This window comes from Photorhabdus bodei (assembly GCF_003287735.1).
Lineage (GTDB): Bacteria > Pseudomonadota > Gammaproteobacteria > Enterobacterales > Enterobacteriaceae > Photorhabdus > Photorhabdus kayaii.
The window spans coordinates 1-12699 of the sequence record NZ_NSCM01000065.1 but is presented as its reverse complement, the minus strand read 5'-3'; the positions used below and the strand labels follow the sequence as shown (position 1 = coordinate 12699).

The window sequence follows — 12699 nt, the reverse complement described above, 5'->3', positions numbered from 1 at the left end:
TGAAATAAACTCATGAATAGAAATGCCTTTTTGGAATTGAATCTGATTTTTAGCCATTTTCATTTACCTCCACACAGACTTATTTTAAGTATACGCCTATGGGAGCTGAATTTAAGTGATAATCAGGAAAATTTTTGACACTTTTGTCAGATTCACATAGGGGTGGTTATCCTCGGTGAATACAGATAAGCGATGTGATCATAAGAGCTTTTAGTGGAGGACCACACTTTCATATTTTGTGGACTTAATGAAGAGTTGGGGGTGCAGAAGCGTCGCAGATGGGGCACGCTATTGGTGTGGGAGGAAAATAAAGTTTCATCCCAATGTATAGATATGATAGCTACAGTTGACACATTGAAGCATGCTAACTATAGTTATCACATGATAGAACTCATCAAAACAGACTTTTTTGACCGCTGGCTTCGTAATCTTCGTGATGCACGGGCCAAAGCGAGGATCGAAACACGAATCAGGCGCTTGAGCCTCGGAAATCCAGGTGATGTGAAACCTGTAGGTGAAGGTATTTCAGAAATGAGGATAGACTATGGCCCAGGATACAGAGTCTACTTCATAGCTAAAGGCCCCATTGTCATTGTGCTGCTGTGTGGTGGAGACAAAGGCAGCCAATCCCACGATATTAAATTGGCAAAAACCATTGCCACACAATGGAAGGAGTAACCGATGAAAAGCCAAAAAGTAAAGTTCAGCCGCTACGATACTGCAGACTATCTCCAAACAGAAGAAGATATTGCGGCATATCTGGAGGCCGTAATGGAAGATGGTGATCCTTCCCTTATTGCAGCTGCTTTGGGTGACATAGCACGAGCCCGTAACATCAGCCAACTAGCAAGAGATGTTGGAATGAGCCGAGAAGGGCTTTACAAGGCCCTTTCTGGCGAAGGAAACCCTACATTTACGACAATCACAAAAGTTGCTAACGCCTTAGGACTACGTTTTACTATGCAACCCATTAGTACACCGACAACGCACACTCAATAGGGTGAAACTTTATTTTCCTCCAACAATTGAACTAATTCGTGATGGAAGTGGATAGGTGAGAAAGGCAGGACATAAAGCCTGTCTCTTCTACACAAATTCCCTGTTGCAAAATAGGGAATATTTTTTACATTTATTGTCTGAGGTAAATCCTAAAAGGGTTCTCGTTACCTAACACCCAATAAAGAAAACAAAAAAACACAATAATTAATAATATTAGAGAAGAAAATCAGAATAAAAACCTAAAAAAGTAAAGAATTTTGTAAATTTTTACAGATTTAGTGACTATAAACTTTACAGTTTTACTCATAACTTAGAGTATTCACAAAACAATTGCTCTGAAGCAGATCTGCATGTTTTAGCCATTGAATCAACCCAAGCAATATGACTGTTCTAGCGCAGCAGATGGGGAGCAGTTTCAATCTAACTGCTCGTCTTCTTAGCGAACAGAGTGTATTCACACTCCATCAATGAAACTGTTATATGTTTTTTAGTCACCAAACTCATTGTTGTTGACTACGCTGATAAAGCTCCGATACCCACGGTGAGTAAAAACCTTTTTGATATACAAGACATAATTCTCTCCGAGGCCTAGTTACTCCAACATAGAAAAGGTGCCTTGCTTCTCGTAAGGCTTGCTCGCTTTGATTATCTCTCCAGCTCGGAATATCGCCTTCATTTATTCCAAACAAAACTACCGTATCAAACTCTCTGCCCTTAGCACTGTGGAAGGTGCTCAACGTAACCCTACCGGAACCCTCTATTCGTCCTGCGAAAATGTTAAGATGCATGTCGAGGTTTTTAGTTGGATCTGTTCGTCTTATCATTTCTGAACATATTTCCCATTCCTGATGAGTATTTCTAGAAATAACTTTCCATGGTTCAATCAGTTCACAGTTGAATCGCTGTAACCAAGGATTCGTAAACTCACCCATACCGATACCACTGTGTAAAAAATCCATCAATTGAATGGAAAGAGCTTGTTTTTCACTTTCGTTTGCGAAACTACCATAAACAAGACTAACAGCTTGGCTAATAAGCCTACTATAAGGAGGATTAGCTTCACGCCATCCTCCAGTTACCCAGCTAGCACATGCCTCGATAAAACGTGCAAGTCTGGAGCTTCGTTTGACCAATGCATTACCATCTGTTCGGATAAAGGCTATATCTGTATGCTCCAGAGCTTCAGCTACCTTATCGCCAAGCCATGCAGCACGATAGAGGATTGCAATTTGCTCGGGATGGACCCCTTTTTTTATCAGTGAAGGCAATACTGTTGTAACTATGTGCTTTGCCTGCCAGTCGTAGTTACCTTGAACAGCCCAAAAGCTCAATTCCCCATCCGTTTGGCCATTGGCAGTTAGATAGTCTCGCTCCTCTCCGAGTGCACCCAAAGATGCTCGGATAATCTTTGCACCTGAGCGATAGTTGAAGCGCAGATGAAAGATTTTTACATCACTCCGTTGAGTCAGGTTTTGCAGTAAGTTTGGGTTAGCACCAGTAAAGCCATAAATTGACTGATCAACATCGCCCACAGCGAATAAGCGGATACCACTCTCGAAACAGAGTAATAACACAAGCTCATGTAGGGCATACCCGAGATCTTGATATTCGTCGATGAATAGTACGGGGAAACGGGCCAGTAGAGCGTCGCGAACCCATAGATGATCTTTAATGATTCGAAAAGCAATGAGTGGCATATCGTCAAAATCGATAAGTCCGTTTCGGCGCAATTCAGCTTCATAGGCCTCAATAAAGTTGGCAAGCTCAGGGTTTAGGGTCCGCCATGACAGAAGACTACGATCGACGTCACGGCGTCTTTTTTGTTCTGCGAAACACCATCGCTTGTGTGGATCTCCAGCATCGTTGAACACTAAACCATAAGCGGCCTCTATGGCATCCCGGCTCTCTCTTCCTGTGGCAACACGAAAGTTAGCTGGAAGAAGTCCTGGAATGCAGCGGGCATAGGGTATTATGACTTGCGTGAGAGCAAAACTGTGGATTGTGCCAATAAAGGAACGGTCACTACTTTTGATACCTAGCTTGGCCAGACGCGATTCAAGCTCGATAGAACACTCGTTATTATAGGTTATGCATGCGACTCCACGAGGTTCAGAGACATCTTCTACTAATGCTCGCGCCATTGAGATAGTCAAAGTTTTTGTCTTACCGCTACCAGGACCGGCTAAGACGACACAATGTCCACGCTCGTTAACAGCATTGAACTGCTCCAGATTTTGTTCTAGTTCAGCAAGTTCACTTGCTAACGCAAAATGATTAGGCACGAGACACCACAAACTCAATTGCTGAAGCAATATAAGCCGGCGGCGTAAGGCCAGGTACTTTTTTTGCGAGTTTCGCGCTAAGGCGTCCTTTACCAACACTTACAATCATAGCAAGCAATTGCTCTGAATCAACTGGAGTTCCGAAACGCCAAGAGTTTATGCGAGCCGTACGTTTAGCACCAAATCCTTGTTCATCGAAGATATCGAGTAAGGCTCTAAGAAGTTGCGAAGTATTGGCTACTGAGACCTCGAAAGTTTGATCGTTAAGGAAAATTCCAACGCCTTCCCAACCTTTACTGAAATTTGAGAAGTCGGTAGCCTCCCACTCCAAACGTTCTGTTTGAGCCAACTTAGCTTTCCCAATTACTTCGCAGTAAGCATCCCAGATGCCTAGCGTTCTTGCCTTGCCGAGTGGTTCCTTTGAGCCATCAAGTGGGTCCCAGTCGGTAACAACTGAAAAAGGTATGCCGAGGCTGCCTGCGAGCTTCACATATGGGGTAAAATTAGTTCCAGCAACATTGCAAACTGTAATACCGAGTTTATCTAGGTTGTACCCCATTGCATTTGCGAATCCTGGTAATAATGCCTCCTCTGCATCGCCTTCAACGAAGATGACACCACGAGCAAATAGTAATTCAGATCGTGTTGCAGTCAAATATCGCTCCATATCATCAAGCTCATCCGGAGTTACTGGCAGGTTAGCCAACGAATAAGCTCGTGATGAACCGTTCATTGACCGCAGGGCCACGATTGAGCGTAACGGTGCTACTGATGCGAGTGTTGGAGAGTGACTAGTAACAATCAATGCTTGAGTTGGATCTTTATCTTGGAATAGTTTGTCGAATAAGGCCCTCTGGAGTTGAGGGTGAAGGTGAGCCTCAGGCTCTTCAATACAAAGTAACGAATAGTTGCGTTCATTTTTGGCACGTCGCCAAGCGAATTCAGCCAATTTTAACGCTACTAATACTACGTTGGCAGAACCTAGACTTGCTTCAGCGATGCTTCGCTTTCCATCATCTATAAACAAAGAAAACGAGCGGAATAGTTTTTGTGGGTCTGTGGGAGCAAAGCGCAGCCTTGCACCTACATCTTGTATAGTGCCAGCCAAATCCAAAATTCTGGAACGTAGAGACTCCTCTAACAATCTTACCGACGGGAAATTTTCCATCTTGTTTGTTGCAGACTCTAAATCAGCCGCTACTGTACTTAGTTCAGTTTGACTTACTGAAGCCGCCGCATCTTCGAGCAATGGCCTGAGGGGTGAATTACGCCAGGAAGTTAGTTGTCCTTCTGCATCTCGTAATGCATCCAACATATCAATAGCTATTCGACGACGAACTCGACTGGACACTTGTCGTGATTCATCGCCTCCGCCAAAAACAAAAAATTCAAAATCTTCACTTGAACGAGGAGCTCCACCAACCTCAGGCTTTTTGCGAAAAATATAACTCAATCGAGCAATCATAGGATTCTCTGCAATACGGAAATCCGTTAGTAAAGCAGTCAACGCAACATCACTATCGAAATCCGCAAAATCGAGATGCACCTCAATCTGAGGAGTTGTCTGTAGATCACAACCATCCCAGAAATCAGACATCTTTAACTGACGTGCTGAATCTGGAAGTGTTGGGTCAAGAACCAACCTAATTGCAAAAAGAAGGTTACTTTTGCCAACTCTATTTTCGCCCAGAAGCACAATATTTTTGCCAACAGGAATACTAATGGAAGAAAAATTACGAAAATTACGAATAGATAAATTTGCAAAATACACAAGACCTCCTCAAAAATGAGTTTGAACAAACATGATTTATATTGAACGCTCCGCTTTGTGGTTTTTAAAATATTTTTAAATATCATTAAGTTATATTTAACAGGATATAATTTCATGTTCATCAAACCAATTTTGACTTATGACATTCGTTTTTACTTTATTAGGCTCGTTTGTGTAAGCAACTATCGCTAAACTTTCTTCCGCTCGGCTACAAGTCACATAAAACAGTCGTCTAGTGCGATCAATACTAGTTTCTTTGCCTTCCTTCTGGTTACGTATGTCTGTTACGGTTGGAGGTTTAGCTCCAAACAATTTGTCATAACTGAACAAAAAACCACGAGCTTCTTCGTCATCCAGAACGACCATTACCCTTGGAAATTCGAGCCCTTTAATGCCTTGATGAGTACCGAACCTAGATTTATCAGATATGTACGCAACATATTCCTTAAACTCACTAAAGCGAGACATCAACGCGGCATCCCAAGCGTCAACAACGGGATCTCGATCATTATCATCTTCTGCTTTTTCATAGTTCCTATCCTGCCTCTCAGCAATCAATGTGAGAACATCGGGGACATTGAACAAACGAGTGCGCTGAACTTCTTTAAGGATGTTGATTAGAGAGGGATCTGCGTCATCACGCCATAGAACATAAAGAGCATCGACAGCATCCTTAGCTTTTGCTAACTCCGCCTTAGGCTCAGCACTTTGTTCAATACATTCTTTAGAAATAAGTGGCGAATACTTATTAACGATTCTAGAAACAGCGAAGTGGTTACCTACGTCCAAACTCTTGATAAGTGGAAGTACTCTCTCTGAAAAAAAAGTAATGCCAGCATGGGTTCCATCAAGCAAACCGGTTCTAAGCTTATCGACGTCATAGAGAGAATTGAAAAAGCTTGCAAAGCCCCCTCGTTGTGCCGCCATGTGATGTTCTAAGGTTAGTGTTTTATTGTGTTTTTTCTCTGCTATCCACAAGTCATCAGCGGTAATCTCTGCCATTTTTTGACAAACAAAGCGCTCATAAGCCTCTTTATCTATCCCATCAGATGTATCCGCAATAAATAGTCTGACGAAGCCTTCCTCTGGCTTAGCGGATTGCTGTAAGTTTTGATCGACCTCGGCTCGAATTTTATTGATGAGTTTCACAACTCGACGAGGACATCTATGGTTATATTCCTTTTTTGGAGTAAGCCAACCATCCGGCAATGGAACTAGACCTAGGTCTTCTTTTCCATCGTTATAAATCCGCTGCATGATGTCGCCGAACAGACCTAACGAAAACTTGTCCTGATGTAAGCTCTGAACTACAAACAAAGCATCAATTAGCTCTTTTTTCGTGTCCTGACTTTCATCTACAAGCAAAACCGGGAATTTGCGTGTAAGAATTTGCTGCAACAATGGACGGCTGATCAGCAATTCAGCGGTTATGCCGATCACTTCGGCATGGTTAAGTGAATCCTTGCCCGAATTTTCACCATTAGGATTGTAGGTAAACTTCCTAATGTTGCTTAGTGATTCCAGCCGCTTTAGTTTGGCCGCAATCTGCTTTGGTCTATCTTCGGCCGCTTTTGTGCCTGCTCTACCTTTACGCTGTGCTTCCTCAAGTTCGACAATGTCTGATTGAAGTCTGACTCTAAGCGACTCTCTAATATCATGCTGATGCGGCTTGATTAGCTCCCAAGCAAAACTATGAATGGTCGAGACGCTAAAGGCAGAATCGAACTCCAAGCGACGTTTAATTTCATCACAAGCGGTGTTGGTATAAGTAATGATTGCTACTTGTTGTGCTTTTACTCGCAAGCGATGGATATTATGTTCACGAAATCGCTTAAGTACTTCGACTAAAGAGCGAGTTTTGCCCGAACCAGCCCCGGCAAACAAAAAGAAGCTTTTTGGATTATCTAGATCTAGACAGCCATAGATCTCATCGTCAACTGTCTTAGTATCAATCACCTCTGTCATTCCTTTGCCTCCGACTTTGCCGCAAGCGGAGAACTATTGATCAACTCTTTTTCCAGCCAATTGAGCCCCTCAGCAATATAGTGCGGAGCTTTAAAAGTGCTTGGTTCAACCGAATACAATAGATCCAGCGCCATTTCAGCTTTCTTGGCGTTCTTATCTAGCGCACAAAACATGGAGTAACAGGCTGTATCAAGCATTGGTTGATTAACGGCTTCAACCATTTTTTTGATAAGACCGGTTTTATCAGTCATCTTTCTAAATACTGACAAGTTAGCTAAAACCAGTGCATCCTCAAAGGTATAAGGGATCGCTGATTCCGGCTCTGGTTGATCCGGTACGTCTTTCTCATCTTTAAACTGAATTGATACAGTGCAAGGGTAAACAACTCTGACCTTTCCGTTGCTCACTGTCTTCTGTTCAAACCCAGCCCTCAATACCTCGTCTAATAATGTTTCTTCTGGTGCCCAAGTTTTTAATGTATCGTTCCCCGTTTTGAGGCCCTGACCCATTACCGGATAAGCTTTACTTGTTGACTCAGCCTGAATTGAATCGAGGTCGGTAATTACCAGCGTAGGTATCCCTAAGGCTTCGATAAGTGGACGCAATCTGTGCGCATGACTACCACCAATTTCCAGAATAGAAATATAACTTCTATCTAAATCTGGATAATGGTTTCGAATAAAGTGAGGCACCAACATCCGCTCAGCGGGACCTTCAACCAAAATAGCAGCATCAGCAAAAAATAGATCGCAATGTGTTGTTTTTAAATAACGCGTTGCAAATTGTGCCGTTGCGATTCTCTCTTGCTCTTGTGTTTCTTGTGCTATTTCACCTTTAGTCTTTTTTCTATCTGCGCCAAAAGTGGTAGACATATTAACGATACATGCATTTGGCACTTCAAGTTCATTAACCAATGGTTTCCTACGGAAATAACGCAGTCCGGTAAAATCTGTTTCGTGTGCTATATGGCTAGAATGCGTACTAACGATCATCTGAGTAGCAAACTGCTGTTTTTCTTCCAGATCAGGATGATTACGCAGCACACTGAAAGCTTTCTTGATAAAGACTTGTTGCACCTGCGCATGTAAATGAGCTTCAGGCTCTTCAATTAGCATTAAGTGCAGAGGCTCTATAGGCCTATTATTGCTTTCTTCTCTTTTGCTAACCTTGCCAACACGCATCCATTCATCACGAAAGCGAATCAGATTAAAAATCATCGAAATCAGATTTTGATAACCTAATCCGTTGTATTTTTCGGGCAAGCAAAAAGCATCACCTGAAGGGTCTTCACTGCGAATGACTTTAAACTGTACTGCCGAGTCATGATTCAGTCCTTCTAACGGATTCACTTTGCTTGACAGTAAAATTTGTGGGTCGCTAAACCCAGGATAATTAAGCCCTTCCAACTCACCAATAGCGGCACTGAAACTGGTCTTCAATTTTTGATCAAATACTGTTCGGGCACTTTCCATTGCTTCAAGCGCATCCAGATCGCTCACATCAGGAAGCTCGCTAGGGTCGAGGTGCTTATCAAAGTAATTCCTTAACTGAGCAGACAAACGCCGATCAGTATTTGCCGCGCCTTCACCGGCATTTGGGTCTGAAAAACCACGCTGCGCGTTAATGATGTCAATCTTAAATAGGCCATCAAACGGGTCACCATCAATTGCCTCCATGAATTCTGTAAAAGCCTGAGGTTGTTCGTTGTCGGCTAAAGTTGGATCTAGCACATAAGCGCTAATTGCGAAAAATGCCTGAAGCTTTCTATCCAGAAAATCGCGCATTGAAGTTGGCCATAATACCAGTGGTGATCCAGTTGTTTCATCTGCTTCTATCTTGCGAGCAGATATAGTTTCCCTAGCTGCAGAGTAAGCGTTGATATAAGCTTCGTATAGTAATTCAAGGTTTTTCGGTTCTAAAATTAGCCTGACACCCAGCAAGCCGCCATCCCAATCCAAGGTGGGCAAAATGTGGCTGACGTAGTGTATTTGTGACTCATCCACCTCTAACCACACATCAATCGAAGGGAATTGTGTACGCCATGTATCCAGAGTCAGATCCGGGACTGGGGCTTGTTTTTCACTTTCACTAATCCAGCCAGTGCCAACCGAATTGATGGTTGCCCAATTGGATAAAGTAATATCGGTGGTTGAAAGCTCTTTACGCTTTGCCTTTTTCAAAAACATGATCAGCGCATCCATAGCGGACGTTTTACCACTGTTATTAGCGCCGACGAAAACCGTACTTTTCCCAGCAAGCTCTACACGACAGGATTGTAGTTTTCGAAAATTTTGTATGTCGATACGGGCTATTTTCAACTCTAACCCTCCTTGCTAATTTTTATTTTTGATTTCAATTTATCATTACTAAAATTACTTTATTTATTGCCCTAAGTCATCCTAACGTAAGGCTTATTTGAAATGTCTTAAAGTCTTAGAATCAATAGCTTGAACCCGTGGTGCGTACCATCCGGTAAGTCCACAAAAAGTCGAATCTTACCGCCCACCTATTCGATAAAGCCATTTAAATTCAATAATATACTGACAATTCCATCATCAATTTCCGTATCTTCTTCATACCCTAAACGGAAAGATAGCTCCGCAAGCTGAATTTGAAGTAACTGATGAGATACCTTGCTACTTGCTGACTTTACAAGTTCAGGTAGTTGAGAAGCTATGATCTGCTCCAAAGTTCGCCCATTTATTTTCCTCCTAGGCATGACCATCACACGAACTTTCACATGTGAAAGTTCAGATTATTGACAAAGTACTGTTTTTTTATCCGGCACTTTGTTTTAATTAAGTTTCGTTCACCAAACGTAGCTTGCCGCCATGTTAAGAACACCGCCTCCTCAGACTTTCCCGCCAGAAACGCACTCGCTTGACGAGCTGGTGCCCAAAAATCATTGGGTCCGTAAAATCGATGCCGCTATTGATTTCGAATTCATCCGCTAATTAGTCGCGCCTTTGTATTGTCATAATAATGGCTGACCGGCTATCGATCCCGTTATGTTGCTTAAGATGATGTTACCGAGCTATTTATTTGGTATTCCCAGTGAACGCCGTCTGGTACAGGAAATTCAGGTTAATGTAGCTTATCGCTGGTTTCTGCGCCTCGGACTGACTGATGATCATAAGTAAGATATTTGAAAAGAAACCGAAAGATAATTATGGGAAAAACTTGGACTAAGTGGGAAGTTATGGAGATTCAATTGTAAATCCTTTTCAGTATTTGAAAGGCAGACCGAACGAGAATCATGCTTAGTCTGCCACCTGATTTTACTAAGCTCAATCAGTTTGACCTGCCTATTCAGACTCGTTATCGAATAACTTACCTTGCAGGCGATCTAGTTCCTCCTTTCGAATACGTTTCACTACGCTGTAAATCCATTGAATAGAAACACCAAACTTACGAGCCAGATCATGATGATTTTTACCGTTAAATTCGTTGAAAATCTCACGATCACGGAGGCTGACTTTCCAAATCATGCCCATAGGAAAATAGACATTCTGACCGCCCCAAACCTGCATCATATGGTTAGCAACAGCTTCACCAATTTGCTCGGCTAACGCAGGCTCAACATGGATTATTTCACTGACCGTGCAGGCTGTATGCTGTGCCAGTTCGACCAGCAGCTCAGGACCTTTGCTACGAAAATTATTCACATCATTCATACTTTTTCCTCGTGACGTGGTTCTGCCACTTCTTCAGTTTTTCAATAATGCTGCTGGCTTGGTCTGAATCCAACCACTGTAAACCATCAATATCCGTTTCACGCTTAATCCAGTGAGCTAAGGCTTGTTCAGAACCATTACGAACAATACCTATAGATGCCATTTCTAGCCACAATGCACGTATCTTCTTTGATTGGGGATGACTATCTAATGGACGTGATGTTTTGGATTTCCTAAAAGATTTAATCTTAAAACCGCGTTTTTTCATAGCTTCCAAAACGCGAGTTAACTGCGGGATATCCATCTCCCGCGTAGAGGCTTTTCCGGTTTCTGAAAGTAACATCTGGCGATACGTATCCTCGTCTAGTTTTAGATCACTACGTGCAATATGAATAAGCTGAATAAGTTTCTGTTTTGCCATCTTATTCATCCTCTACTATGTACTCTTGAATTAAGTAAACCAGAATAGCCAGTATTAACTTGATACTACTGAACTTGGCTTTTCGGTATAAGGCCGTTTTATCCATGTGTGGTCTCCAGTGGCTGTAAATCCCATGTTGACACAGAGACACCGTATTGCTGACTGCAATGTGGACAAACCAAGATTAAATCAACAACCCACTCACCAAATTCAGGAGTCTGAATAACCTTGGCTTGTTTTAGATTCATTTTTTCAACAGGTTGTTTGCAGTGATGACATGTTATTTTCATAAGTATGTTCCTTACTTAATTTTCTGTTCAAATGGATAATTGAAAAATCTTCTTTACCTGAATTAATTGATATTTCATTAATATCTTTTACAACAGCTTTATTTACATAATTACGGGTGTAGGAAGCCGCTGTAGCTTTAAACATAATTTTTCTTTTTGCCATGTTTAATTACCCTGTTACTTAATAAATATGTTTATTAATACCAATATATTTTCTTCTTTTCCTCAACAAAGAAACCTTTTTTTTCAAGTAGATCGACAATGAAATGCCGAACTTAATATTTACAAGACTTCCATTTCTTTGGTTATAGTATGTTCCATCCTTGTTGCAACCAATTTGAAACCAATAAAACCAGAAATTATTCGAATCCGCCTATTGTTAATATTAATTGTTAAATAGAACTTTTTCTTATAATGATATCTTCAGCTAACACTGCGAATAATATTGGCATCAACCTTAGGTATCTCATTAATTTCAGCCATGTTCATAGCTGCAATAATCAAGTTTCCGATAGCTAATGGATATAATAAACTAACAGTTTCTTTACTGCTATGCCGACTAAGACATAAACGGTCACGGATAGCACCAATAGCGCTATTATCTAAAATCTTATTAGTCTTCATGCCTACGCGACCAAATTTAAAATCCAAAAATGTTTCCAGATAATCATTAAGAGGAAACAAATTAACAACTTCACAACGTTGCACTACTTCACGAACCTCTTGATTACGTTCAGATAGCTTCAATTCCAGTTCAGGCTGACCAATCAAAATGATCGATAACAGTTTTTTAAATCCATCTTCCAGTTCAAAGAATCGTTTAAGGTGCTTTAATGTTGGTAAAGGCAACGAGTGTGCTTCTTCTATTATTAACACATGTTGGTAGCCAGCCCGTGAACTGTCTTTCAATATCTTGTGCAACTGGCGGAAGCGTGCTTCAGGCGATCGTTTCAAGTTTTCCAATGGCGCTAAGGTATTCACAATAGCTTCAGCAATGTTTGATGCTTTCAAGGTCTTACCTTTTACATCATTGTCTTCCATTGCTAATACGTAGGGTTCAATAACAATAACGGGGGTATTCTCCCTGTTAATACGGTCAATAAGATCACGACGCAATGTCGTTTTACCTGAACCCGACTCCCCTGATACTGCCAGAAAACCACCATAGCGCTGAGGAATCCCCAGAAAATAGACAGGCATAGCGTTGTGTGATCTACTGATTGTTCCACCAAGTCAATAAGGTCACTGCTATGCCTGTACGTGAAGTATGTCATAACTTCTTTAAAGATGCTTTATC

At 41.6% G+C, this 12699-nt stretch carries 10 protein-coding genes and 2 pseudogenes; 3 read left to right on the top strand and 9 right to left on the bottom strand.

From position 1 onward, the window contains the following. The first annotated feature begins 333 nt into the window (after window positions 1-333). Window positions 334-678, top strand: a complete 345-nt coding sequence (locus tag CKY02_RS21450) for a type II toxin-antitoxin system RelE/ParE family toxin (protein WP_420899239.1) — start codon at window positions 334-336, stop codon at window positions 676-678. Window positions 679-681: 3 nt separating this feature from the next. After that, window positions 682-999: an addiction module antidote protein gene (locus tag CKY02_RS21445; RefSeq protein ID WP_046975380.1), complete on the top strand. Its 318-nt coding sequence runs from the start codon at window positions 682-684 to the stop codon at window positions 997-999. 500 nt (window positions 1000-1499) lie between these two features. On the opposite strand, the gene CKY02_RS21440 is transcribed toward CKY02_RS21445, so the two are convergent. The 5 genes from CKY02_RS21440 to CKY02_RS21420 form a co-directional block, all read right to left on the bottom strand. Next, complete coding sequence (locus tag CKY02_RS21440; protein WP_112896827.1) at window positions 1500-3281, bottom strand: ATP-dependent helicase; 1782 nt, start codon at window positions 3279-3281, stop codon at window positions 1500-1502. Beyond that, window positions 3274-5052 carry an ATP-dependent nuclease gene (locus tag CKY02_RS21435; protein WP_112896826.1) on the bottom strand — a complete coding sequence of 593 codons (1779 nt, stop codon included), beginning with the start codon at window positions 5050-5052 and terminating at the stop codon, window positions 3274-3276. Before CKY02_RS21435 ends, CKY02_RS21440 begins: the two co-directional genes overlap by 8 nt. 96 nt (window positions 5053-5148) lie before the next feature. Continuing rightward, the gene (locus CKY02_RS21430) at window positions 5149-7017 is read right to left on the bottom strand and encodes a UvrD-helicase domain-containing protein (RefSeq protein ID WP_112896825.1); all 1869 of its coding nucleotides are present in this window, start codon (window positions 7015-7017) and stop codon (window positions 5149-5151) included. Then, complete coding sequence (locus tag CKY02_RS21425) at window positions 7014-9335, bottom strand: AAA family ATPase (RefSeq protein ID WP_112896824.1); 2322 nt, start codon at window positions 9333-9335, stop codon at window positions 7014-7016. Before CKY02_RS21425 ends, CKY02_RS21430 begins: the two co-directional genes overlap by 4 nt. 188 nt (window positions 9336-9523) lie before the next feature. Beyond that, window positions 9524-9706 (bottom strand): hypothetical protein, encoded by a 183-nt coding sequence (locus CKY02_RS21420; protein WP_112896823.1) that lies wholly within the window; start codon window positions 9704-9706, stop codon window positions 9524-9526. Between the two features lie 142 nt (window positions 9707-9848). On the opposite strand from CKY02_RS21420, the pseudogene CKY02_RS21415 reads away from it, so the two are divergent. Next, window positions 9849-10145: pseudogene (locus CKY02_RS21415) on the top strand (transposase); the annotation flags it as partial. Between the two features lie 177 nt (window positions 10146-10322). On the opposite strand, the gene CKY02_RS21410 reads toward CKY02_RS21415, so the two are convergent. From CKY02_RS21410 to CKY02_RS21390, 4 genes and pseudogenes are all read right to left on the bottom strand, one after another. Beyond that, the gene (locus CKY02_RS21410; protein WP_112896822.1) at window positions 10323-10691 is read right to left on the bottom strand and encodes a Mor transcription activator family protein; all 369 of its coding nucleotides are present in this window, start codon (window positions 10689-10691) and stop codon (window positions 10323-10325) included. Continuing rightward, window positions 10684-11112 (bottom strand): gp16 family protein, encoded by a 429-nt coding sequence (locus CKY02_RS21405; RefSeq protein ID WP_112896821.1) that lies wholly within the window; start codon window positions 11110-11112, stop codon window positions 10684-10686. The genes CKY02_RS21410 and CKY02_RS21405 overlap by 8 nt, the downstream gene beginning before the upstream one ends. 252 nt (window positions 11113-11364) lie before the next feature. Continuing rightward, complete coding sequence (locus CKY02_RS21395; protein WP_112896819.1) at window positions 11365-11565, bottom strand: hypothetical protein; 201 nt, start codon at window positions 11563-11565, stop codon at window positions 11365-11367. A gap of 260 nt (window positions 11566-11825) precedes the next feature. Continuing rightward, window positions 11826-12572 (bottom strand): annotated as a pseudogene (locus tag CKY02_RS21390) (ExeA family protein); the annotation flags it as partial. Window positions 12573-12699: the final 127 nt, after the last annotated feature.

Excerpts from the sequence above, each read along its gene's own strand:
- CKY02_RS21450 (WP_420899239.1), top strand. The coding sequence starts at position 334 with ATGATAGCTACAGTTGACACATTGAAGCATGCTAACTATAGTTATCAC.
- CKY02_RS21445 (WP_046975380.1), top strand. The coding sequence starts at position 682 with ATGAAAAGCCAAAAAGTAAAGTTCAGCCGCTACGATACTGCAGACTAT.
- CKY02_RS21430 (WP_112896825.1), bottom strand. The coding sequence starts at position 7,017 with ATGACAGAGGTGATTGATACTAAGACAGTTGACGATGAGATCTATGGC.
- CKY02_RS21410 (WP_112896822.1), bottom strand. The coding sequence starts at position 10,691 with ATGAATGATGTGAATAATTTTCGTAGCAAAGGTCCTGAGCTGCTGGTC.
- CKY02_RS21405 (WP_112896821.1), bottom strand. The coding sequence starts at position 11,112 with ATGGCAAAACAGAAACTTATTCAGCTTATTCATATTGCACGTAGTGAT.
- CKY02_RS21395 (WP_112896819.1), bottom strand. The coding sequence starts at position 11,565 with ATGGCAAAAAGAAAAATTATGTTTAAAGCTACAGCGGCTTCCTACACC.